We start from the raw sequence: 23,443 nt of genomic DNA on the forward strand, positions 1-23,443 counted from the left end.
AACCCCTCCAAACTCTTGTTATGAACCTCAGTGTCGTTTATGGCACTGTTTTCTGCAAATGCGCATCAAAGGTCTGCGCGTCCATGAAACCTGTAACGCGGGCGGCCGGCAGCTCTTGCCCTTGAGCATCAAAGAACAGGATAGTCGGTAACCCCAGCACCTTGAGCTGCTTGAGCAGCGCAGCCTGTTCGCTGCTGTTGGCGGTCACGTCAGCCTGCAACAGGACGGTATTGGCCAGACGGGCCTGTACTGCGCGGTCGCTGAAGGTATATTTTTCGAACTCTTTGCAGGCGACGCACCAGTCGGCGTACAGATCCAGCATCACCGGCTTGCCCTGCGCCTGCTGCAGCGCCTGTTCGAGCTGCGCCACGTTATCGACACGGGTAAAATTGAGGTGCGGCTGCGCTGCCTGCTGTGTGGCATTGGAGCCGAAAGCCCAGTCTTGCAACGGCCGGGCGACGATCACCGCGGCGGCCAGCAGCAGCAATTGTGCCAGACGCGCCCAGCGACGCGTGGCGGTTAGGCTGAGTGCAAAGGCCCAGCCAAAGAACGCCAGACCCAGCAGGCTCCATAGTCGCAGACCCCAGACGTCGCCAATCACCCGCTCAAGCAGGAATACCGGCAGCGCCAGAATGACGAAGCCGAACGCTTCTTTCACGTATTGCATCCACGGCCCGCTGCGCGGCAGTAGTCGGTTGCCGAACAGGGTGACCAGCACCAGCGGGATGCCCATGCCCAAGGCATACAGATACAGCGTACCGCCACCGGCCCACAGGTTGCCGCTCTGCGCGATATACAACAGGATGGCGCTGAGCGGTGCGGTAGTGCATGGCGAGCAGATCAGCCCGGCCAGCGCGCCCATGGCGAACACCCCGGCCAGCGAGCCGCCGCGCTGGGTGTTGCTCCACGTGGCCAGCCGGGTTTGCAGTGATGACGGCAATTGCAGCGAGTAGAGGCCGAACATCGACAACGCCAGCGCAATAAACAGCAGCGACAGGCCAATCAGTACGTAAGGGTGTTGCAGCGCCGCCTGGAATTGCAGCCCGGCGGCGGCCACCACCAGCCCAAGCAGGGTATAGGTCAGCGCCATACCTTGCACATACACCACCGCCAGCAACAGGATGCGGCCGCTGCTGTGCGGGCGTTCACGGCCAAGAATAATGCCGGAAATCAATGGATACATCGGCAATACGCACGGGGTAAAGGCGATACCGATGCCAATCAACAGCGCCCACAGCGGTGAGAACGGCAGTTCGGCCGGTGGCGCCGATACCGTCGGGGACGGCTGCGGCGCAGCAGCCGGCGTTGGGCTCGGCGTTGCGGCGGCGATCACGGCATTCAGCGGGACCACGCGGGTTTCCGGCGGATAGCAAAAACCGGCTTCGGCACAGCCCTGATAGGTGACGCTGAGGCTGGCGTTGTCACCGGCCTGCTGTAGCGTCAGCGGCAACCTCAATTGCTGCTGGTAAATCTCAACCTCGCCGAAGAACTCATCTTTATGGCTCAAGCCGCTGGGTAGCGTAACGGCTCCCAATTGGGCCTGCTGCGGCACCAGCTTGATTTGCTGGCGATACAGATAATAACCGGGGCGTATTTGCCAGCTTAGCGTCAGTTGGTGGTCTTTTTGCTGAAAATCGAAGGCAAATGCCCGATCGACGGGCACAAACTGGCTACCGCCGTTGCCGCCAAACAGTGAGGCTTGTGCGCTTAGCGGCAGTAACCACAGGCCGCAAAGCAGGAAAATCAGTTTAACGATGCGTTGATCCATGACAGGTAGTCTTTATCTCCAGTCATCACCGGCAGCACCAACAACTCGGGCGTTTGATACGGGTGATGTTGTTTCAGGTGGCTGAGCAGGGCGTGCTGATGCTGTTTATCGCTTTTGAACAGCATTTGCACTTCGTATTCCTGTTCCAGTTTCCCTTCCCAGTAATAGAGCGATGAGACGCCGGGCAGCAACGTGGCGCAGGCCGCCAGTTTTTCGCCCAATACGCGCGCCGCCAGTTCTTGCGCTGTGGCTTCATCCGGTGCGGTACAGAGTATGACGACGGCATTGCAATCAGACATGTTTACTCCTCTCAACCGTTAGGGGCAGGCAGGCACTATACCTTGAAGGCCGTTGGGCCAGAAGGCGAGTTTATCACGACCGGAGAAAAGCAGGAGGAAATCGGGGCTGCGTGGCAACCCCGATGGTGGTGTTACAAGATGACGCTGCCCAGCAGGAAGCCGAACAGCACGGCGAAGACGACGCCAATGGTACCCGGAATAAAGAACGGATGGTTAAACACGAAGCGGCCGATGCGGGTGGTGCCGGTATCGTCCATCTGCACCGCAGCCACCAGCGTCGGGTAGGTAGGCAAAATAAACAGGCCGGATACCGCAGCGAAGGAGGCAATGGCAGTCAGTGGGCTGACGTTCAGCGCCAGCGCCATTGGCATCAGCGCTTTGGCGGTTGCCGCCTGCGAATAGAGCAACGCCGAACAGAAGAAGAAAATCACCGCCAGCAGCCACGGGTGCGCCTGAATGACGTTACCCGCGGTTTCCTTGATCCAGCCGATGTTGGCCTGAACAAAGGTATCGCCCAGCCAGGCTACGCCAAGAATACAGATACAGGCGCTCATGCCGGCCTTGAAGGTGCTGGAATTCAACACCAGATCGGTATCGACGCGGCACAGTAGCGTGGTCAGGGTAGCTACGCTCAACATGATGATCAGGATGGCGTTGGTGGTGTTCATCAACGGCGTAGCCACCAGCCCCAGACCTGGGCTGTTGATAATGGCGTAGGCCACTACGCACAGTACGCCCAGCAGGAACAGCATCACCGACATTTTGGCGCGTGGCTTGATGGTGACCACGTTATTGCCGCGCAGTGTGACCAGGCCTTCCTCGAATCGCTTCAGGTAAACCGGGTCGTTAGACAGTTTTGAGTCGAAGATCCAGCTGACCAGCAGCGACATCAGCAACACCGCACAGAAGGTCGACGGGATCACCACCATCAGCATATGCAAGTAGCTGACGCCGTGGCCTTCCATTACCGACGACATATACACGACCGCAGCGGAAATCGGTGAGGCGGTAATGGCTATCTGGGCGGACACCACGGCGGTCGACAGCGGCCGACACGGTTTGATGCCCTGCTCTTTGGCCACTTCGGCGATCACCGGCAGCGCGGAGAGCGAAATATTGCCGGTGCCGGCAAAAATGGTCAGGAAATAGGTGACAACGGGCGCCAGAATAGTGATGTGTTTTGGGTTCTTACGCAGCAATTTTTCAGTTTGCTGTACCAGGTAATCCATGCCGCCCGCGACCTGCATTGCGGAGATGGCAGCGATAACCGCCATGATGATTGAAATAACGTCAAAGGGAATATTGCCCGGCTTAACGCCGATCATTGCCAAGACTAAAACCCCAAGGCCCCCTGCAAAGCCAATGCCGATACCGCCCAATCTGGCCCCCAAAAAAATGGCCAGTAGAACGATAATCAATTCCACCGCTAACATAGTGTGTTACTCCTCAATAGAAAACATTATGAAAATGAAACGTTAAATTTTTGTGGGCGCCAGAAAGTAAAAAGGCACGCTATCCAGAGGATTTAGCGTGCCTTTCGGGCTAACGGATGTCGTTGTTATTGTTCGTTTTCATCAGTGTAGCGTTTCGCTTTATAGGCCGGGTGCATCAGGTTCTCAACCGAGAAAATGTCATCCAGTTCGGCTTCGGTCAACAGGCCGCGCTCCAACACTACTTCACGTACGCTCTTACCGGTTTCCGCGCAGATCTTGCCGACGATGTCACCGTTGTGGTGGCCAATGAACGGGTTCAGATAGGTCACGATACCGATAGAGTTGAAGACGTAGTGCTCGCACACTTCTTTGTTGGCAGTAATGCCGTTGATGCATTTTTCCAGCAGGTTGTAGCATGCGTTGGTCAGGATGTGAATTGACTCGAACATCGCCTGGCCAATCACCGGCTCCATCACGTTCAACTGCAACTGACCTGCTTCGGCGGCCATAGTAACGCAAGTGTCGTTGCCAATCACCTTAAAGCATACCTGGTTCACCACTTCCGGGATCACCGGGTTTACCTTGGCCGGCATGATCGATGAGCCCGCCTGCAGTTCTGGCAGGTTGATTTCATTGAGGCCAGCGCGTGGGCCGGAAGACAGCAAGCGCAGGTCATTACAGATTTTGGACAGTTTCACCGCCAGGCGTTTCAACGCACTGTGCACCATGACATAGGCACCGCAGTCGGAGGTGGCTTCGATCAGGTCTTCCGCCGGTACCACCGGCAGGTTGCTGACTTCCGCCAGTTTCTGTACCGCCAATTGCTGGTAGCCTTCTGGCGTATTCAGCGCGGTGCCGATGGCGGTCGCGCCCAGGTTCACTTCCAGCAGCAGCTCCGAGGTGCGTTGCAGGCAGCGGATTTCTTCGCTCAGCAGCACGCTGAAGGCGTGGAATTCCTGGCCGAGGGTCATCGGTACCGCATCCTGTAACTGGGTGCGTCCCATTTTCAGGATGGTTTCAAATTCTTTGGCTTTGCGGTCGAAGCCTTCGCGCAGCTGGTTGATGGCGTCATTCAGTTTGATGATCGACGCGTACACTGCGATGCGGAAACCGGTTGGGTAGGCGTCGTTGGTGGACTGGCTCTTGTTGAGGTGATCGTTCGGGTTCAGGTACTGATATTCCCCTTTTTGATGTCCCATCAGCTCCAGGCCGATATTCGCCAGCACTTCGTTGGTGTTCATGTTCAAAGAGGTGCCTGCACCGCCCTGGAACACATCCACCGGGAATTGATCCATGCACTTGCCTTTATCCAGCACTTCATCGCAAGCCTGGATGATTGTATCGGCGATTTTACGCGGAATGGTTTTGAGCTCTTTGTTAGCCAGCGCAGCGGCTTTCTTCACCATAACCATGCCACGGACAAACTCAGGAACGTCACTTATCTTGCTGTTACTAATATAAAAGTTTTCAATCGCACGCAGAGTATGAACACCGTAATAGGCTTCTGCGGGTACTTCACGTGTTCCTAGCAGGTCTTCTTCGATACGAATGTTGTTTGACATGAGAACCTTCTCTATGTTGCTGCCGAATTAATTATTTGCTTGTTAACTAATTTATGTCGCCGTGAGCTTCAACTGCCGAAGTATTGACCGTGGCAATTGTTGCAGCCCAGATCATATGCTGCTTTGGAATAAATGAATGAACCCAGATCACTATCTGACGCTTCAAAAACCACAGCTTTTGCATTCTGTGATCTCATTCACGTTTGTTAACTCTAGCAATAAAAAATGCCGTCTGGTTGAAATGTCTGCAGGCCGCCCCCATTGTTATCAAATCGGCCTGAATCTGGCCCTCTTTTTCACGTATGCGCCACCGCGCGGGTACGCGAAGCCATCTGATAGGAGAACGCGGTGCGCTGGTTACCGTTTTTGCTGATATTTTTGCTGGTTTACATCGAAATATCGCTGTTTATTAAAGTCGCCGCCGTGCTGGGCGTCGCAGTCACCCTGTTGCTGGTGATCTTTACCTCGTGCGTTGGCGTTTCGCTGGTGCGTAACCAGGGCATGAAAACCTTCGTACAGATGCAGCAGAAGCTGGCGGCTGGCGAAAGTCCGGCGGCGGAAATGGTGAAGAGCGTTTCGCTGGTGCTGGCGGGCTTTTTGCTGCTGGTGCCGGGCTTCTTTACCGATTTTCTCGGCCTGCTGCTGTTGCTGCCGCCGGTGCAGAAATCCCTGACGCTGAAGCTGATGCCGCATCTGTCGGTGTATCGTCCCGGCGGTTGGGGGCAGGGCGGCGGCGCTGCCGACGGCAACACGTTTGACGGCGAGTTCCAGCGTAAGGACGACGATCGCAATGTGATCGAGCACCGCCCGGACGACAGCCACAAACGCGACGATCGCTAAAACCGTTTTCGCGCCGTGTCGGCCGACAAACCGGCAGACATGGCGCGTCAATGCGGCCTGCGGGCCGTGCGTGGCTGGCGGCAGGGTGCCGTCAGACATAAAAGCAAAAAATTTTTACTCGGCCCCCTTGAAGGGGGATGGAATGCCCCCATTTCAAACCCACGAGGCCGGTAAATATGATAATCCGGTGAATAACCCTAAATCTGATACAGACCTTCTTACAGGAGAGCGTTCAATGAGTATTCGTCCATTGCATGACCGCGTTATCGTCAAGCGTAAAGAAGTTGAATCAAAATCTGCTGGCGGCATCGTACTGACTGGCTCTGCGGCGGGTAAATCCACCCGTGGTGAAGTAGTAGCCGTCGGCAAAGGGCGCGTTCTGGAAAGCGGTAATGTTCAACCGCTGGATGTGAAAGTAGGCGACATCGTGATTTTCAACGACGGTTACGGCGTGAAAGCAGAGAAGATCGACAATGAAGAAGTGTTGATCATGTCCGAAAGCGACATTCTGGCAATTGTTGAAGCGTAATTACGCTTTATCTTCTGAACTGAAAAGAGTTGAAGGGAAATACCAATGGCAGCTAAAGACGTAAAATTCGGCAATGACGCTCGCGTAAAAATGCAACGCGGCGTGAATGTTCTCGCTGATGCAGTGAAAGTGACCCTGGGCCCGAAAGGCCGTAACGTAGTGCTGGATAAATCCTTCGGCGCTCCTACCATCACCAAAGACGGCGTTTCCGTAGCACGTGAAATCGAACTGGAAGACAAGTTCGAAAACATGGGCGCGCAGATGGTGAAAGAAGTCGCCTCTAAAGCGAACGACGCTGCGGGCGACGGTACCACCACCGCCACCGTATTGGCGCAGGCGATCATCAACGAAGGTCTGAAAGCCGTGGCCGCGGGCATGAACCCGATGGATCTGAAGCGCGGTATCGACAAAGCCGTTATTGCTGCAGTTGAAGAGCTGAAGAATCTGTCCGTACCTTGCTCTGACTCCAAGGCAATTGCCCAGGTAGGCACCATCTCTGCAAACTCCGACGAAACCGTGGGTAAACTGATTGCAGAAGCGATGGAAAAAGTCGGCAAAGAAGGCGTTATCACCGTTGAAGAAGGTACCGGCCTGCAAGACGAGCTGGACGTGGTTGAAGGTATGCAGTTCGACCGTGGTTACCTGTCTCCTTACTTCATCAACAAGCCGGAAACCGGTTCTGTTGAGCTGGAAAGCCCGTTCATCCTGCTGGCTGACAAGAAAATCTCCAACATCCGCGAAATGCTGCCAGTACTGGAAGCCGTGGCGAAAGCCGGCAAGCCATTGCTGATCGTTGCTGAAGACGTGGAAGGCGAAGCGCTGGCGACCCTGGTGGTCAACACCATGCGTGGCATCGTTAAAGTTGCAGCGGTTAAAGCACCAGGCTTCGGCGACCGTCGTAAGGCCATGCTGCAAGACATCGCCACCCTGACTGCCGGTACCGTTATCTCTGAAGAGATCGGTATGGAGCTGGAAAAAGCTACCCTGGAAGACCTGGGTCAGGCAAAACGCGTTGTCATCAGCAAAGACACCACCATCATCATTGATGGCGTGGGCGACGAAGCGACTATTCAGGGCCGTGTTAGCCAGATCCGTCAGCAGATCGAAGAAGCGACCTCTGACTACGATCGTGAAAAACTGCAAGAGCGCGTGGCCAAACTGGCTGGCGGCGTTGCCGTTATCAAGGTTGGCGCTGCAACTGAAGTTGAAATGAAAGAGAAGAAAGCCCGCGTTGAAGATGCCCTGCACGCAACCCGTGCTGCGGTTGAAGAAGGCGTGGTTGCCGGCGGTGGCGTAGCATTGGTACGCGTAGCCAGCAAAATTGCCGAACTGAAAGGTGCCAACGAAGATCAGAACGTGGGCATCAAGGTTGCACTGCGTGCGATGGAAGCGCCTCTGCGCCAGATCGTGATCAACGCCGGTGAAGAAGCCTCTGTCATCGCCAACAACGTGAAGGCAGGCGAAGGCAGCTACGGCTACAACGCTTACTCTGAAGAGTACGGCGACATGATCGCCATGGGTATCCTGGACCCAACCAAAGTAACGCGTTCTGCTCTGCAGTACGCAGCATCCGTGGCTGGTCTGATGATCACCACCGAGTGCATGGTTACCGATCTGCCTAAAGCTGACGCACCTGACATGGGTGGCGCTGGCGGTATGGGCGGCATGGGTGGCATGGGCGGCATGATGTAATCATCCCCCACACCGTAGTGTGATAAACCCCGGCGATAGTCGGGGTTTTTTTATGCGCGGGATCCGGCAACGACCTGGTGCCATAACGATTTCATTGGGGATCTTGGGCGCAGTTGGCGTATGCCGCCGCGTCTGCCATTGGTTATGCAAGCACGGTCGGCGAATAATGCGCGCGTTCGCGCACGGTATTTGATGATATTTTTGCAGACCGGGCTGATTTAGCGTGTAAACTGGTACATCATCAGCTGTCGCTCAAGGCGTTGACCAGGCACATGTGGCAACGGAAGCTTAAGAGATAGCATCGCTTTCTGATAAGCTTTTGCGTAATTCTCAACATCATATGGGGAACAAGATGCGGATTAAAGCCTTACTGGGACTTTCAGCAGCGTTGCTGCTGGCAGGATGCAGCACGACCAATGAACTGACCAGCGCAGGTCAGCAAGTTAAATTCACCGACACCAAACCGGCGGCAGAATGCCAACTGGTGGGTGAAGTGACCGGCACCCAGAGCAATTGGCTGTCTGGCAGCAATGCTGAAAGCGGCGGCCTGCGCGGCGCGGCCAACGATCTGCGCAATAAGGCGGCGGCAATGGGCGGCAACGTGATTTACGGCGCAACCAGCCCAAGCCAGAATCTGCTTTCCAGCTTCGCGCCACTGGACAGCAAAATGATCGGCCAGGTGTATAAGTGCCCTTGATACGGTCTACGGTTTAAAACAAAAGAGGAATGCTCAGGCATTCCTCTTTTTGCATCTGACGGTGCGATCTATTGCTGGGTGAGGCGCAGATCCAGCGGCGTTTTACTTGGCTCGCCGCCAATTTCACGCGTCAGGCGCGGTACCAGATAGCCGGAAACCTTGCTCAGCAGCGCTTTCATGATCTCGCGAGCCTGGTCGTCGCTGACCATAAAGTGCGCCGCTCCCTGTACCTTATCCAGCACATGAATGTAATACGGCAGGATCCCGGCCTCGAACAGCGCATTGCTCAGCGCCGCCAGCGTGTCGGCATCATCATTGATGTGACGCAACAGCACGCTCTGGTTGAGTAGCGTAACCCCGGCTCGGCGCAGTTGCGCCATACTGGTGCTTAGTGCGGCATCGATTTCATTGGCGTGGTTGATATGCGTAACCATCAGCACCTGCAGACGTGACGCAGCCAGCCGTTGGCACAAGGCCTCGGTGACGCGTGCAGGGATCACCACCGGCAAACGGCTGTGAATGCGCAGTCGTTTCAGGTGTGGAATAGCCTCCAGTTCGCCGATCAGCCAATCAAGTTCGTGATCTTTCGCCATCAGCGGATCGCCGCCGGAGAAAATTATTTCATCCAGTTCCGGGTGATGGCGGATATACTCCAGCGCAAGACGCCAGTTGGCCTTGTTGCCCTGGTTATCCTGATAAGGGAAGTGGCGGCGGAAACAGTAGCGGCAGTTGACCGCACAGCCGCCTTTCACCAGCAGCAGCGCGCGGTTGCGGTATTTATGCAACAGTCCTGGCACTACGCTGCGCTGTTCGTCAAGCGGGTCGGTGGTAAAGCCGGGGGCGATAACGAACTCTTCGCTGGCGGTCAGTACCTGTCGCAGCAAAGGGTCATTGGCATCGCCAGGACGCATGCGAGCAGCAAAGGCGCGTGGTACGCGCAGCGGGAACAGCCGACGCGCTTCACGCCCCTGCGGCAACAGCGGATGCGCGTTCAGTGACAGCAGCTGCAGTAATTCATCGGGGTCGGTAATAACATCGGCGAGTTGATGCAACCATTCTTCTCTATCCGCGATGTTTTGGGTTATAATGTGTGCCATTTTTTTGGCTAAGCTACCAGTTTAAATATTCAGAGGGCCATCATGGCGACTTATTCTAGCAACGATTTCCGTCCGGGTCTTAAAATCATGTTCGAGGGCGAGCCTTACGCCGTTGAATCCAGCGAGTTCGTCAAGCCAGGTAAAGGCCAGGCTTTTGCTCGTGTTAAAATGCGTCGTCTGCTGACCGGCAGCCGCGTTGAGAAAACCTTCAAATCTACCGACTCCTGCGAAGGCGCTGACGTGGTTGATACCAACATGAACTACCTGTACAACGACGGTGAGTTCTACCACTTCATGCACCCAGAGACCTTTGAGCAGCACCAGGTTGAAGAAAAAACCGTTTCCGACGTGGCCAAATGGCTGCAGGATAATGCGGAGTGTATCGTTACGCTGTGGGACGGTCGTCCTATCGCCGTGCAGCCGCCGAACTTTATCGAAGCGGAAATCACCGATACCGATCCAGGCCTGAAAGGCGATACTGCCGGTACCGGCGGCAAGCCAGCGACACTGTCCACTGGCGCAGTGGTTAAGGTGCCATTGTTCGTGCAGATCGGCGAAGTGATCAAAGTTGACACCCGCTCTGGCGAATACGTATCACGCGTTAAATAAGTATTTATGCGGGGGAGCCAGCGCGGCTCCCGCGTTTTAGCGTCCTTTTTAGAACCTTGGCAGAATTGGCATGATGAAAAAAACGCTGTTAGCCATTATTTCCCTCGCATTATTGCTGTCCCTTAGCGGCTGTAATACCTTCCGTGGTTTTGGCGAAGACGTGCAGCATCTTGGCGGCGCTATTTCTCGCGGTGCAGACTAAAACGTTAAGCGTTATTAATGGATGGAGAGAGAAAAGTCTGTTTATAACGGCAACGCCTACCAATTTTGACTACGCTTAGAAAGCTGTATCTTTTCGTCACTTACAAATAAGGATTTTCTTATGTTGAAGAAAAGTATTATTGCGATTTTCTCTGTGCTGGTTCTGTCTTCACTGACTGCGTGCAATACCACCGAAGGCGTCGGCAAGGACGTTCAAGCCGGTGGCGAGGCGATCCAACGCAGCGCACAATAACGCTCACTGATGTTGTCTGTGGTATTCCACGTGCGATAATCGGTGTTAATCAGTTTTGCCGTCGTGGAATACCCTGCTTGACCGTGTCTGGCGTGATTCTTTGGCGCGACTTTGTCGCCGACTGTGCGTTATAATTTTACCGTTCATTAAGCCAGGTTGGACGACCTTCCTGCGCGTCGTTGATCAGGGGACGACCCCATATATCCTGGAGCCTGTTCCATGGCGTGGATCATTCTTGTTATTGCCGGTTTACTGGAAGTTGTCTGGGCCATCGGCCTGAAATATACCCACGGATTTACCCGTTTAACGCCCAGCATCATTACCATTGTGGCAATGGTCGTCAGTATGGTGCTATTGGCAAATGCAATGAAAACGCTGCCCGCTGGCACCGCTTATGCGGTGTGGACCGGCATTGGCGCCGTCGGGGCGGCGATTATGGGCATGGTGCTGCTCGGCGAGTCGACCAATATCATGCGCGTTTTAAGCCTGTGCCTGATTATTGTCGGTATTCTCGGGTTGAAATTCAGCAGCCATTAATTGTCTTGCTGTTTCACCCAGATCAGTTTGTCGACCTCGAAACCGTAGCCTCGTGCGGTTTGCAGCAGTTTGTCGCGTACGTTGGCATCCAGCGTCGGCGTGCGTGACAGGATCCACAGATAGTCGCGGTTTGGCCCGCAGACCAGCGCATAGCGATAGTCAGCATCCAGTTCAATGACGTTATAACCGCCGTAAAACGGCCCGAAGAACGACACTTTTAGCGACGCCTGCTGTGGCGATCCGATAAAGTAGGCTTTACCTTCGCTTTGCTGCCACTGCAGTTTTTGTCGATTAAACCCTTTATTGATCACCTTCAGGCCGCCGTCTTCACGCGGGCTGTATTGCGCGGTAACCTGTTCCAGGCCGCGTTCGAAGCGGTGATCGAGCCGGGCGATTTCGTACCAGGTGCCGAGATAGCGTTTAGCGTCGAAGTTATCCACTACCTTGACGTCCTTTGGCGGGGACACGCTGCAGGCGACAGAAAGCAGCGCGGGAAGCATCATGCACAGTTTTGACCATAAACGCATAGGTAACTCCTGTTTACCGGTGAGATAAACAGTGTAGCGGAAATGTGGGGTTGGCGGCCAACCAGTGCTGGCCGCCGAGGGGATTACAGCGTGACGACGCCAATCAGCGTGACCACGCTCAGGATCGCCGCCAGGCCGTAAAACACCCATTTTCCGGCCGGCACGTGGATTTTCAGATCGTGCATGGCGTGGTGAATACGGTGCAGGCCACACCACAGCGGCAGGATGATCATCAGCAGCAGGAACAACCGACCGATCAGGCTTTGGCTGAAGGCCAGTACGCGCTCATAGCTCAGCGCATCCCCAGGGTACAGGCCGAGTGGCAGCAAAATACCCATCAATAATACTATCGCCGGTGCAACGATGGCTCCCCACATGCCGCCGGCGCCGAACAATCCCCAGAATACCGGCTCGTCGGAACGTTTAGGTGCAAGATTTATCATGTTTCCTCCGGATTACAGTAGCGCGACGGCGAGTATGATCACGCTCACCACGATAGTCACTGCCCACAGGGCCTTGACTATCGGGCCAGGGCCCATTTTTTCACCGCTAACCACGATATTGGCGGCTTTTGGCGCCAGATCGAACCAGGTTTTGGTGTGCAGCAGCGCCGCCAGCAGCGCGACGATGTTAATCAGCAGCACCAGCGGGTTTTGCAGAAAGCCGATAAATCCAACCCAGCTATCCGGACCGCCTTTTAGCGCAAATACGCCGTAGATCAGCACGATGCTGAACCATACCGCCGGTACCGAGGTGCCTTCTCGCAGCATATAGAAGCGATAGAATCCCAGTTTTTGCCACCAGGTTGGCGTCATGGTACGCACATACGGCTTACGTTGTGTTGTCATTGCCGTCTCCTCTCCCTTATTGCGGTTTCAGCATTGCGATCATGAAGTCTTTGGCACTCTCTACCTTGCCCTGCTGGATGGCAGCGGCCGGATCGACGTGTTTTGGACAGACTTCAGAACAATAGCCAACAAACGTACAGCTCCAGACGCCGTTCTGGCCGTTAAGCTGCGGCATGCGCTGTTTCTTGCCATGGTCGCGGTTATCCAGATTGTAGCGATGCGCCAGAGTGATCGCCGCCGGACCGATAAACTCCGGATTCAGGCCGAACTGCGGGCAGGCGGCATAGCACAACCCACAGTTGATACAGCCGGAGAACTGGTGATATTTGGCCATTTGCGCCGGCGTTTGCAGGTTCGGGCCGTCTTCCGGTTTGCGATCGTTGCCGATGATGTACGGTTTGATCGCTTCCAGACTTTCGATAAAGTGGGTCATGTCGACCACTAAATCGCGCTCGATCGGGAAGTTGCCCAACGCCTCGACCTTCATGCCGCCGGTGTATTCGCGCAGGAAAGTCTTGCATGCCAGCTTCGGCACACGGTTGACCATCATGCCGCAGGAACCGCAAATCGCCATACGGCATGACCAGCGGTAGGATAGATCCGGCGCCAGGTTGTCCTTGATATAACCCAATGCATCAAGCAGCGAGGTTTGCTCATCGTAAGGTACGTTATAGGTTTCGAAATGCGGTTGCGCATCGCTTTCCGGGTTATAACGCATGACCTCGATTTTCAGGGTTTTCATCTCAGCCATTCGCCTGCTCCTTATCCTTTTTCTCCTGTGCATCGGCTTCAGCGCCGTAGACACGTTTGGCCGGTGGCAGTTTGGTGATTTTCACGTCGCTGTACTCCAGGCGCGGTACGCCATGCGGGTTATGGAACGCCAGCGTATGCTTCAGGAAGTTGACGTCGTCACGCTCGGTACAGCCTGGATCCAGACGCTGGTGCGCGCCGCGTGATTCTTTGCGGTTGAAGGCGGAATGCGCCATGCATTCGGCGACGTCCAGACCATGGCCGAGTTCAATGGTGTAAAGCAAATCGGTATTGAACACGCTGGAGGTGTCGGTGATCTTGACGCGTTTGAAACGCTCCTTGAGCTCAGCCAGCTTGTCGATGGTTTTCTGCATCAGCTCCGGCGTGCGGTAGATGCCACAGCCTTCTTCCATTGACAGCCCCATTTCATCGCGGATCTTCGACCAGTTTTCGCTGCCTTCCTGTTTCATCAGGTTGCTCAGTGCGGTTTCCACATCGCGACCCTGTGCGTCCAGCGCGCTGCCGTTAGCCGGGCCGCTTTCCAGCGCGCGGCGCGCGGCATGCTCACCGGCGACGCGGCCAAAGACCACCAGCTCTGCCAGCGAGTTGGAACCGAGGCGGTTGGCACCGTGCAGGCCGACCGAAGAACATTCGCCGACGGCAAACAGCCCCTTGATGCGGGTTTCACAGTGTTGATCGGTTTCAATACCGCCCATGGTGTAATGCGCAGTAGGGCGCACCGGGATCGGCTCCTTGACCGGATCGACGCCCACGTAGGCTTTGGCCAGTTCACAAATGAACGGCAGGCGTTCCAGCAGTTTCTTTTCGCCCAGATGACGCAAATCCAGGTATACCACGTCGCCGCGAGGCGTCGCCACGGTGCGGCCGGCACGCCATTCGTGCCAGAACGCCTGTGACACCTTGTCACGCGGACCGAGTTCCATGTATTTGTTCTTCGGCTCGCCGAGCGGCGTTTCCGGGCCCATGCCGTAATCTTGTAAATAGCGGTAGCCGTCCTTGTTGACCAGAATGCCGCCTTCGCCGCGGCAGCCTTCGGTCATCAGGATACCGGAACCCGGCAGGCCGGTAGGGTGATACTGGACAAATTCCATATCGCGCAGCGGCACGCCATGACGGAACGCCATGCCCATGCCGTCACCGGTGACGATGCCGCCGTTGGTGTTATAGCGGTAAACGCGCCCGGCGCCGCCGGTGGCCATCACCACCGCATTGGCACGGATCTGCACTCGGGTGCCTTCCATCATGTTGATGGCGATCAGGCCGCGTGCCTGACCGTCGTCCACCATGATGTCGAGCACGAAGTGTTCGTCAAAACGCTGGATTTGCGGGTATTTCAGCGAGGTCTGGAACAGGGTATGCAGCATGTGGAAGCCGGTTTTGTCAGCGGCAAACCAGGTGCGTTCGATCTTCATGCCGCCGAAACGACGCACGTTAACCGAGCCGTCCGGCTTGCGGCTCCACGGGCAGCCCCATTGCTCCAATTGAGCCATTTCACGCGGGCAGCTGTGAACGAAGTGATCGACCACGTCCTGCTCGCACAGCCAGTCGCCGCCGGCGACGGTGTCATTGAAATGGTAATCAAAGGCATCATGATCCTGTGTGACGGCGGCAGATCCGCCTTCTGCGGCAACCGTGTGGCTGCGCATTGGATAGACCTTCGAGATCAGCGCGATTTTTAATTGAGGGTTGGCCTCCGCGGCGGCGATTGCTGCGCGTAGACCGGCTCCTCCAGCGCCAATGATGGCGAGATCGGCATTAAAGGTTTGCACTGCATTCCTCCAGTAAACTTGTCAAAAATAGCTGATTGATTATCTATACTTAAAATTCAGGTAAATAATTCGGGTGCTAACTAAAATCTGCCGTTGGCAATAAATACTAAGGATAAATAACGCTTACCAACTATAGGGTTTTCACTATACCTAAAGTTAAGTAGTAGAAATTTGATGTGATCGATTGTTTTGTCTTTTATTCATTTGGCGAGAGGCTGTCCTGTAAAAGAAGCGGTTGTCTTCCATTTCGCGCTTTTTAACCGTCTTAATCATGGTGGTATCGGTGTTTGCCACTTGCGTTGCCGCAAGCATCGACGACGCGATGAGCGCGGCGCGGCAAGTCAATGGTCAAGCGTAGGACAGAAGAGAGATTTGGCCACAGGAAACCAAGGGATTTGTCCGCAGGCGGTGCGGTTTTCAGCCGAGAATTTGTTTGCCGGGCAGGATACGAGTAGACTGCATCCCCTGTTTGATTTCGGAGTAATTACCATGAGCGAAACGGCAAGCTGGCAGCCTAGTGCACCCATCGCCAATTTGTTGAAGCGCGCAGCGATCCTGGCTGAGATCCGGCGTTTTTTTGCCGATCGCGGCGTATTGGAGGTTGAAACGCCGGCGATGAGCCAGGCGACGGTGACCGACGTTCACCTGTTCCCGTTCGAAACGCGCTTTGTTGGCCCGGGAGCGGCTGAAGGGATGACGCTGTACATGATGACCAGCCCGGAATATCACATGAAGCGCCTGCTGGCGGCCGGCAGTGGCCCGATCTATCAGATGGGACGTGCGTTCCGCAATGAAGAGGCGGGGCGCCACCACAACCCTGAATTCACCATGTTGGAATGGTATCGCCCGCATTACGACATGTACCGGCTGATGAATGAAGTGGACGATCTGCTGCAACAGGTGCTGGATTGCGACAGCGCGGAAACCCTGTCGTACCAACAGGCGTTTTTGCGCCATCTGGATATCGATCCACTGTCGGCGGAAAAAGCCCAACTGCGTGAAGCGGCGACCAAGTTGGATCTCGGCAATATTGCCGACACGGAAGAAGACCGTGACACGCTGTTGCAATTGCTGTTCACCGTCGGCGTCGAGCCGCATATTGGCCGCGAAAAGCCGGCGTTTGTCTATCATTTCCCGGCCTCGCAAGCGGCATTGGCGGAAATCAGTACCGAAGATCATCGGGTAGCGGAGCGCTTCGAGGTGTACTTCAAGGGGTTGGAGCTGGCGAACGGGTTCCGTGAGCTAACCGACGGTAACGAACAACGCCAGCGTTTTGAGCAGGATAATCGGAAACGTGCCGCTCGCGGTTTGCCAGAGCAGCCGATTGACCACAACTTGCTGGATGCACTGCGCCATGGCATGCCGGACTGCGCCGGGGTGGCGCTGGGCGTGGATCGCCTGGTGATGTTGGCGCTGGGGGCCGAAAGCCTGAGTGAGGTTATTGCCTTCCCGGTGACTCGGGCATAACCCGCTATCGGTTGGGCGTAAAAAAGGGCCGGCAGCATCTCTGCCGGCCCTTTTTTTGTCTGCGATCTACAAACCGCCCGACTCGCGTTTGGTGTTTGGTGCCGGGGTAGATGATACCGCCCGGCCATTGTTGTTGATGCGCGACAGCGTTTCGGTGCGTACCTGGAACGGCGGGTACGGCAGGGTAATGCCGTGTTCGCGATAGCCGGCCAGAATCAGCTGGTGGATCTCGTGGCGCAGCGGCATGCGATGACCCATTTCTGCGGCATAGATACGCAGCTCGAAAATCTGGATACCTTGCTGCAGATCGACCAGATACACCTCTGGTGGCGGGTTATCCAGTACCAGCGAGCAGCGTTCGGAAGCATCGGTGAGGATCTTGGTGACTTCTTCGCTGTTGGCTTCCGCTGGCGCAGGCACGGTCAGTACCACGCGGGTTACCGAATCGGACAGCGACCAGTTAATGAACTGTTCGGTGATGAACGCCTTGTTCGGCACGATGATCTCTTTGCGGTCCCAGTCCGAAATGGTGGTAGCGCGCGTATTGATCTTGGTGATGCTGCCGGTCAGGTTGCGGATCGTCACGGTATCGCCGATGCGGATCGGTTTTTCAAACAGAATGATCAGGCCGGAGATAAAGTTGGAAAAGATCTCCTGCATGCCGAAGCCCAAACCGACGCTGAGCGCGGTGACGACCCATTGCAGTTTCGACCATTCGATGCCGATCCAGGCAAAGCTGAGGATCGCGCCAAACAGCAGTAACAGGTACTTGGTGATGGTGGTAATGGCATAGCCGGTGCCGGGGGTCAGATCCAGGTGCTGCAATACTGCCAACTCCAGCAGTGCCGGTAGGTTACGCACCAGTTGCATGGTGACGATCAACACCAGAATGGCGATCAGTACCGCACCGAGGGTGATCGGCTGTACGGTGTCGACGCCGTTCACCTTGGACGTCACATCCCACAGGGTGATGTTTTCCAGGAAGGCGAAGGCGGAATGGATCTCCGACCACAGGAAGATCACCGACACCAGCGCGATCATCGTCAGGATCGACCGAACCAGCCGCAGCGACTGGGCGCTGATCGCGTCCAGATCGATTTCGGACTCATCGACGTCCATCGATCCTTCGTTACTGCTGACGACCGGGGTATTCGGTGTCTCCTCTTCGCCGCGTGCGCGCTGGGCCAGGATGTCGGCGCGCCGTTGTTTGGCGCGATCGAAGGCAATTCGACGGCGTTGGATCAGCATCCAGCGGCGAATGATGTGATATACCACCAGCAGGAAGAACCAGATGGCGACCGAGGTTTCCAGGCGTGCCAACAGCGCCTGCGCGGTGGTCAGATAGCCGATGGCCGACGCCAGAGCTGCCAGCAGCGGTGCCGACAGCAGCAGCCCCCACAGCGCGGTGTTAAGCATATTCTCGCCGGAACCTTTCTTATCCAGATACAGCGGGATGCCGGCGCGCTTCAGGCTGTTGGTCACCAGGCTGAGCGCTACACACAGTAAAATGAAGCACAGACGCCCCAGCGTATTGGAAAACTCGCGGTCGTTCAGGTTATCGAAGGTAATCAACGCCATGATCAGCGGTACAATCAGCCAGATCGACATTTTGTAGTAACGCATGGCGCGTGAAACCTGTTGCACCGGCCAGCGGAAGTGGACGATAAACAGCCCCTGCGGATGGGCGAAGGCGGCGCTGATCATACACACCCACAGGATCGGCAGCGTGGCGGTAACGCCGTCACCGATCGCCACCGCGACCGGATATGGCCAGGCATTTTGCAGACCGTATCCCAGCGCAGCCCACAGTACCGGCAGCGGCAGTGCCACCAGAATCGACCAGAAGACGGTGCGCAGCGTCAGATAGAACTGATCCTGGGTTACCTTGCCGACCTTACTGCTTGAGCGGGCCAGGAAGGCGTGGTAATGCTTGCGTGAACTGATACTGAAAATTACCAGCAGCAGGGCACCGAAAATCGGGATCAGCGTGCTGCGGCTGGTCACCATCATCATGAACGCGCCGCTCAACTGAGCCAGGGTATCGAGCGACAGCAGTCTGGTCAGGTCATGTGCGACGTTGATCGGGTAGGACAGGTTGATCGGGCTGACGTCCGGCACCCAGAACAGATAGCGGTGGGTGGCGTCCTTGATTTCATTTAGCGCATCCACCAGTTGAGTGTTGGCGACCTTCAGTTTGGTCAGTTCAAGAATTTGCGTATCGCAGCCGGACAGCAGCGAGTTGAGCAGCTCACGCTGGGTGCGGATCTGCGCGTCGATAATGCGTTGCTGCGCCGGCGTCAGATCGGAGCCGTCGTCCTGTTTGATGCTTTGTGCCCGTTGCGGCAGTTTTTCCAACTGGCTTTCGAACTGCAGTCGCTGTACGCGCAGCTGCGCCATGTCACTGTCCAACTGTTGCGGCTTCGGCATTTCCGGCAACGTGGCAACCTGAGCACGCAGGGTTTCACCCAGTACCGACGACGACCCCAGCCATTGAGCCTGTTCGATGATGGTACTGAGCGCCTGACGCACCTGTAAGGTCTGTGAGGCGGCCTGGCGTTGTTGCGATGAAATCAAATCCATACGCTGAGCCTGATTGTTCAGCGCGGTGGACAGCTCTCGGTTGATTTGCAACTGCTGACTAATGCTTTTAGGCAGTTCGCCGCTCTGTTCGGCCAACAGTTCGGTTTTTTCGAGCGCCAGCTCGGCCTCGCGCTGACGCTGGCTATTGAGGTTATTGCGCAGCGCCTGAAGCTGAACATCAAGCTTTTCGTGGCGTTTTTTATGCACCTCGGCGCGCATTCGCGCCAGCTCCTGGCGGTTGTTGGCGGAAAGCTGCGCCAGTTCCAGCTCGTCAACCTTGGCTTTACGCGCTGCGGCCTCGGCCTGCAGCAGCGACAGCTGTGCCAGCGCGTTTGGCGTAGTCGGATTGGCCGGCTGAGCTTGCAGACGTCGTTGCGTTTCGGTTAACGCACGACGGGCCTCGGCTTGCTGCTGTGGCAGTTGGCCAAGGGAATCGCTGATTTCTCGCGTGCGATCCTGTTCCTGTTGCAGTAAACGCGCCTGTTCCAGCAATTGGCTGCTGGTTTGCAGGATTTGCTGTTCCAGATCGCTGGCGGGCAGATTGTCGCCATTGGGCAGGATTTTGGCGTCTTCAATCGTCAGTTGACGACGCAACTCCTGCGTCATCCGGGGAAATTCGTCGATCACCTTCTGGTACTGCTCCGAACGCGTGATGGATTCCTTGCGTTCGGCCAGTCGGTTAATGGCGCTTTGCAGCGCCTCCACCGTTTCCGCCTGATTAGGCGCGTTTTTATTGCTTTCGGCCTGCTTCAGCTCCTGTTGGAGCTGTGACTCATCCGGCAGCGGCGCAGCCAGCGCCGATTGAGTCAACAAACAACCGAGCAACAAGGTGGTAATAATCAGGCGCACAGCAGCAGTTCCTTTAGGTCTGTGGGGATTCTGCGGTTGCAGCTGCCGCAGACGCTTCGGCAAACGCTTCGCCCATACGGGTGACGGTGCCGTTGTTCAGGCGCGGTTCGAAGTGCACGCTGCCTGGCGTAAACAGGTTGATCACCGTCGAGCCGAGCTTGAAGCGACCCATCTCTTCACCTTTGAGCAGTTGAATGGCTCCTTCCATGCCTTCTGCCGGATAGGTCCAGCGTTTGATGATGCCTTCGCGTGGCGGCGTGACGGTGCCGGCCCAGACGGTTTCAATGCTGCCGACGATGGTCGCGCCGACCAGAATCTGCACCATCGGCCCAAAGGCAGTATCAAATACGCAGATGACGCGTTCGTTACGGGCAAACAGGTTTGGCACGTTGGCGGCGGTCAGCGGATTGACCGAGAACAGATCGCCCGGCACGTAGATCATTTCACGCAGCACGCCGTCACACGGCATATGGACGCGGTGATAGTCGCGCGGCGCCAGATAAATGGTGGCAAACAGCCCGTTGCGGAACGGCTCCGCCAGCAGATAATTACCGGCCAGCAGCGCTTCCAGGCTGTAGTTGTGGCCCTTGGCCTGGAAAATCTGATCGTCGCGGATTGGGCCGAGCTGGCTGATTGCGCCATCGGCAGGCAGCGCCAATACGTTGGCATCGTCGACGATCGGGCGCGCGCCGTCGCGCAGCGGGCGCACAAAGAAGTCGTTGAACGTCGGGTAGGAAGCCAGATCCGGGTTTTGTGCTTCCTGCATGTCGACGCGGTAAAAGCGGGCAAATGCCTTTACCACCAGTTGAGTCAGCCAACCGGCCTTTTTATCGGCGCCCCAGCCGGCAAGACGCGTCAGCGCCAGCTTTGGCAGCCAGTACTGCAATGTAATTTTAATGCTATCCAGCACGTTAACCTCTTGAAAGGGTAAAGGGCGCGCATTGTAGCGGTGGTTTGGCCGCTGTCAACGCTCGCCCGATAGACTTAGCCGTTGGCGTCGGGGAAGTTCTTGCGAACCTTGACCTGCGCCATGCTTTCCAGGATGCGGTGGTAGTTGTCGAAACGTTCTTCCGCGATATCGCCACGCTCGACCGCCGCGCGAATGGCACAGCCGGGATCGTTGTCATGGGTGCAATCACGGAACTTGCAACTGCCCAGATAGTCACGGAATTCGACAAAACCGCGGGTGATTTGTTCCGGCTCCAAATGCCACAGGCCAAATTCACGCACCCCCGGCGAATCAATCACATCACCGCCATGCTGAAAGTGATACAGACGCGCCGCGGTGGTGGTATGTTGCCCGAGGCCGGAGACATCGGAAACCTCATTTACCAGAATTTGCTGTTTGGACGGCGGCAGCAGGGCATTCAACAGGCTGGACTTGCCGACGCCGGACTGGCCGGCAAAGATGCTGATGCGCCCGGCAAGGGCTTTTTCAAACGCGTCCATCCCCTCACGGGTTCGGCTGGAGACTTCCAGCACGCCATAACCGATGTTGCGATAGATGTTCATCATGCCATCGACCAGCTTGCGGGCTTCGGCATCCAGCAGATCGATCTTGTTCAGTACGATCAGCGGTTCAACCTCCAGCGTTTCGCAGGCCACCAGATAGCGATCGATGATGTTCAGCGACAGTTCAGGCAAGATCGCCGAAACGATGACGATCTGATCGATGTTGGCCGCGATCGGCTTAACGCCGTCGTAAAGATCCGGGCGGGTGAGCACCGAGGTTCGTTCGTGAACCGCCTCGACGATGCCTTTTACCCCTTCATGGCTGCCCAGTCCCGGACGCCACACCACGCGATCGCCGGTGACCAGCGAACGCAGCGTGCGGCGGATGTTGCAGCGATGCTGACTACCATCTGCCGCTTCAACATCGGCGTGCATGCCAAAGCGGCTGATTACGATCCCGTCTTGCGGCTCGCCCAGTTGGGAATCGTCCAGTTCCGGTTTGTTATCAGTGCGCTTCAGGCGACGCTGATGGTTCGCCTGCACGCGGCGTTGCTGACCTTTCGACAGTTTGTTCTTGCTCACTGCACCTCTCTCGGCGGGATACTCGGCATCATTCATGCGGCGACAAGGCAACAAACCCGTGGCGCCAGGGCAAACGGGCCAAGCCAACGCCGCTGCGGGGAATAGATACCACGAGTATATCGCTCGTTACGACCAAAAAGACTATGATACACGCTATTTTATATTAAATAACCGTTGTTGACCGTACTACGGCAATCGGTGGGCGACGGTGGTCGCCGCCAGGACTGATAAGCAGGACATCACATGACAGGAAACGAAAACAATCTGATTTGGATCGATCTGGAAATGACCGGTCTGGATCCTGAACGCGATCGCATTATCGAAATCGCCACGCTGGTGACCGACGCCAACCTGAACATCCTGGCGGAGGGGCCGGTGATCGCGGTACATCAGCCGGATGAGCAGTTGGCGCTGATGGATGACTGGAACGTGCGCACCCATACCGGCAGCGGGCTGGTGCAGCGGGTTAAAGACAGTCCGTACGATGCCCAAGCCGCCGAACTGGCTACCATTACCTTCCTGCAGCAATGGGTGCCGGCCGGTAAATCACCGATCTGCGGCAACAGCGTCGGACAGGATCGCCGTTTCCTGTTCCGTTATATGCCGCAGCTGGAAGCCTACTTCCATTATCGCTATCTGGATGTCAGTACCCTCAAGGAGCTGGCGCGTCGCTGGAAACCGGAAATACTGGTCGGTTTTAAAAAGCAGGGTACGCATCAGGCGCTGGATGACATTCGCGAATCGGTCGCCGAACTGGCCTACTATCGTGAACATTTTATTCAGCTCTAGTCGGTGGATCGCGGCCGATAACCGGCCGTTTTCGTTATGACTGAATGTTAAATGCGCAGGTCGCGCCGTTTATTTCACCATCTTGGCGTATTAATCGGCAATCAAACAAAAAAAACGTTTTTTTGCTTTTAGGGGCTTGCGGCAAAAAGGATTTCTCGTATAATGCGCACCCCGTACCGATGAAGAATTTGAAAAAGTTCGGCTATCGATACGACGCGGGAATAGCTCAGTTGGTAGAGCGCAACCTTGCCAAGGTTGAGGTCGCGAGTTCGAGCCTCGTTTCCCGCTCCAA

23 protein-coding genes and 1 tRNA gene are annotated in these 23,443 nt (G+C 56.1%); 11 read left to right on the top strand and 13 right to left on the bottom strand.

Annotation, left to right across the window (positions count from 1 at the left end):
* Positions 1 to 37: 37 nt before the first annotated feature.
* The 4 genes from ACCC84_RS22600 to aspA all read right to left on the bottom strand — a co-directional run bounded on the left by ACCC84_RS22600 (position 38) and on the right by aspA (position 5,062).
* Positions 38 to 1,768 carry a protein-disulfide reductase DsbD gene (locus ACCC84_RS22600; protein WP_273872458.1) on the bottom strand — a complete coding sequence of 577 codons (1,731 nt, stop codon included), beginning with the start codon at positions 1,766 to 1,768 and terminating at the stop codon, positions 38 to 40.
* Positions 1,744 to 2,067, bottom strand: coding sequence for a divalent cation tolerance protein CutA (gene cutA / locus ACCC84_RS22605; protein WP_004956058.1), 324 nt, complete (start codon positions 2,065 to 2,067; stop codon positions 1,744 to 1,746). The genes ACCC84_RS22600 and cutA overlap by 25 nt, the downstream gene beginning before the upstream one ends.
* A 131-nt stretch (positions 2,068 to 2,198) precedes the next feature.
* Positions 2,199 to 3,500, bottom strand: a complete 1,302-nt coding sequence (locus ACCC84_RS22610; protein ID WP_004956057.1) for an anaerobic C4-dicarboxylate transporter — start codon at positions 3,498 to 3,500, stop codon at positions 2,199 to 2,201.
* A 125-nt stretch (positions 3,501 to 3,625) separates the two neighbouring features.
* Complete coding sequence (gene aspA, locus ACCC84_RS22615) at positions 3,626 to 5,062, bottom strand: aspartate ammonia-lyase (RefSeq protein WP_198773938.1); 1,437 nt, start codon at positions 5,060 to 5,062, stop codon at positions 3,626 to 3,628.
* Positions 5,063 to 5,410: 348 nt separating this feature from the next.
* Between aspA and ACCC84_RS22620 the strand changes: the two genes are divergently transcribed.
* The 4 genes from ACCC84_RS22620 to ACCC84_RS22635 all read left to right on the top strand — a co-directional run bounded on the left by ACCC84_RS22620 (position 5,411) and on the right by ACCC84_RS22635 (position 8,820).
* Entirely contained in the window at positions 5,411 to 5,902 is a 492-nt protein-coding gene (locus tag ACCC84_RS22620; RefSeq protein WP_039991300.1) for an FxsA family protein, read from the top strand.
* A gap of 235 nt (positions 5,903 to 6,137) precedes the next feature.
* On the top strand, positions 6,138 to 6,431 hold the full coding sequence (locus ACCC84_RS22625) for a co-chaperone GroES (RefSeq protein ID WP_025123790.1): 294 nt from the start codon (positions 6,138 to 6,140) through the stop codon (positions 6,429 to 6,431).
* 45 nt (positions 6,432 to 6,476) lie between these two features.
* Positions 6,477 to 8,123 carry a chaperonin GroEL gene (groL, locus tag ACCC84_RS22630; protein ID WP_004956042.1) on the top strand — a complete coding sequence of 549 codons (1,647 nt, stop codon included), beginning with the start codon at positions 6,477 to 6,479 and terminating at the stop codon, positions 8,121 to 8,123.
* Positions 8,124 to 8,475: 352 nt separating this feature from the next.
* The gene (locus tag ACCC84_RS22635) at positions 8,476 to 8,820 is read left to right on the top strand and encodes a DUF4156 domain-containing protein (protein WP_039991297.1); all 345 of its coding nucleotides are present in this window, start codon (positions 8,476 to 8,478) and stop codon (positions 8,818 to 8,820) included.
* A 68-nt stretch (positions 8,821 to 8,888) separates the two neighbouring features.
* Here the strand turns inward: ACCC84_RS22635 and epmB are convergent, their stop codons facing one another.
* Entirely contained in the window at positions 8,889 to 9,917 is a 1,029-nt protein-coding gene (gene epmB, locus ACCC84_RS22640; protein WP_273872454.1) for an EF-P beta-lysylation protein EpmB, read from the bottom strand.
* A gap of 42 nt (positions 9,918 to 9,959) precedes the next feature.
* Between epmB and efp the strand changes: the two genes are divergently transcribed.
* The 4 genes from efp to sugE all read left to right on the top strand — a co-directional run bounded on the left by efp (position 9,960) and on the right by sugE (position 11,517).
* Positions 9,960 to 10,526 carry an elongation factor P gene (gene efp, locus ACCC84_RS22645; RefSeq protein ID WP_004956037.1) on the top strand — a complete coding sequence of 189 codons (567 nt, stop codon included), beginning with the start codon at positions 9,960 to 9,962 and terminating at the stop codon, positions 10,524 to 10,526.
* Positions 10,527 to 10,596: 70 nt separating this feature from the next.
* Positions 10,597 to 10,728, top strand: a complete 132-nt coding sequence (locus ACCC84_RS22650; RefSeq protein ID WP_004956035.1) for an entericidin A/B family lipoprotein — start codon at positions 10,597 to 10,599, stop codon at positions 10,726 to 10,728.
* A gap of 120 nt (positions 10,729 to 10,848) precedes the next feature.
* Positions 10,849 to 10,980, top strand: a complete 132-nt coding sequence (locus ACCC84_RS22655) for an entericidin A/B family lipoprotein (protein ID WP_004956032.1) — start codon at positions 10,849 to 10,851, stop codon at positions 10,978 to 10,980.
* A gap of 219 nt (positions 10,981 to 11,199) precedes the next feature.
* The gene (gene sugE / locus ACCC84_RS22660) at positions 11,200 to 11,517 is read left to right on the top strand and encodes a quaternary ammonium compound efflux SMR transporter SugE (RefSeq protein WP_198773936.1); all 318 of its coding nucleotides are present in this window, start codon (positions 11,200 to 11,202) and stop codon (positions 11,515 to 11,517) included.
* Here the strand turns inward: sugE and blc are convergent.
* The 5 genes from blc to frdA form a co-directional block, all read right to left on the bottom strand.
* Complete coding sequence (blc, locus tag ACCC84_RS22665) at positions 11,514 to 12,044, bottom strand: outer membrane lipoprotein Blc (protein WP_039991294.1); 531 nt, start codon at positions 12,042 to 12,044, stop codon at positions 11,514 to 11,516. The genes sugE and blc overlap by 4 nt on opposite strands.
* 83 nt (positions 12,045 to 12,127) lie before the next feature.
* Positions 12,128 to 12,487, bottom strand: a complete 360-nt coding sequence (gene frdD, locus ACCC84_RS22670; RefSeq protein ID WP_004956026.1) for a fumarate reductase subunit FrdD — start codon at positions 12,485 to 12,487, stop codon at positions 12,128 to 12,130.
* A 12-nt stretch (positions 12,488 to 12,499) separates the two neighbouring features.
* A complete protein-coding gene (frdC, locus tag ACCC84_RS22675; RefSeq protein ID WP_039991293.1) occupies positions 12,500 to 12,892 on the bottom strand; it encodes a fumarate reductase subunit FrdC in 393 nt (130 codons plus the stop codon).
* 16 nt (positions 12,893 to 12,908) lie between these two features.
* Complete coding sequence (locus tag ACCC84_RS22680; RefSeq protein WP_004956020.1) at positions 12,909 to 13,643, bottom strand: succinate dehydrogenase/fumarate reductase iron-sulfur subunit; 735 nt, start codon at positions 13,641 to 13,643, stop codon at positions 12,909 to 12,911.
* Positions 13,636 to 15,432, bottom strand: a complete 1,797-nt coding sequence (gene frdA, locus ACCC84_RS22685) for a fumarate reductase (quinol) flavoprotein subunit (protein WP_004956017.1) — start codon at positions 15,430 to 15,432, stop codon at positions 13,636 to 13,638. Before frdA ends, ACCC84_RS22680 begins: the two co-directional genes overlap by 8 nt.
* A 489-nt stretch (positions 15,433 to 15,921) precedes the next feature.
* On the opposite strand from frdA, the gene epmA reads away from it, so the two are divergent.
* On the top strand, positions 15,922 to 16,899 hold the full coding sequence (epmA, locus tag ACCC84_RS22690) for an elongation factor P--(R)-beta-lysine ligase (RefSeq protein WP_039991292.1): 978 nt from the start codon (positions 15,922 to 15,924) through the stop codon (positions 16,897 to 16,899).
* A 66-nt stretch (positions 16,900 to 16,965) separates the two neighbouring features.
* Here epmA and mscM read toward each other — a convergent pair whose 3' ends face one another.
* From mscM to rsgA, 3 genes are all read right to left on the bottom strand, one after another.
* Positions 16,966 to 20,328: a miniconductance mechanosensitive channel MscM gene (mscM, locus tag ACCC84_RS22695; protein ID WP_004956010.1), complete on the bottom strand. Its 3,363-nt coding sequence runs from the start codon at positions 20,326 to 20,328 to the stop codon at positions 16,966 to 16,968.
* A 13-nt stretch (positions 20,329 to 20,341) separates the two neighbouring features.
* Positions 20,342 to 21,238, bottom strand: coding sequence for an archaetidylserine decarboxylase (gene asd, locus ACCC84_RS22700; protein WP_004956008.1), 897 nt, complete (start codon positions 21,236 to 21,238; stop codon positions 20,342 to 20,344).
* Positions 21,239 to 21,312: 74 nt separating this feature from the next.
* Positions 21,313 to 22,362, bottom strand: coding sequence for a small ribosomal subunit biogenesis GTPase RsgA (gene rsgA / locus ACCC84_RS22705; protein WP_039991290.1), 1,050 nt, complete (start codon positions 22,360 to 22,362; stop codon positions 21,313 to 21,315).
* Positions 22,363 to 22,605: 243 nt separating this feature from the next.
* Here rsgA and orn point away from each other — a divergent pair, with 243 nt between their 5' ends.
* Both orn and ACCC84_RS22715 read left to right on the top strand, forming a co-directional pair.
* Positions 22,606 to 23,151, top strand: a complete 546-nt coding sequence (orn, locus tag ACCC84_RS22710; RefSeq protein WP_004956002.1) for an oligoribonuclease — start codon at positions 22,606 to 22,608, stop codon at positions 23,149 to 23,151.
* Between the two features lie 215 nt (positions 23,152 to 23,366).
* Positions 23,367 to 23,442: transfer RNA gene (locus ACCC84_RS22715), tRNA-Gly, on the top strand.
* The last annotated feature ends 1 nt before the right edge of the window (position 23,443 follow it).

It is taken from the genome of Serratia odorifera (assembly GCF_041448735.1).
GTDB lineage: Bacteria > Pseudomonadota > Gammaproteobacteria > Enterobacterales > Enterobacteriaceae > Serratia_F > Serratia_F odorifera.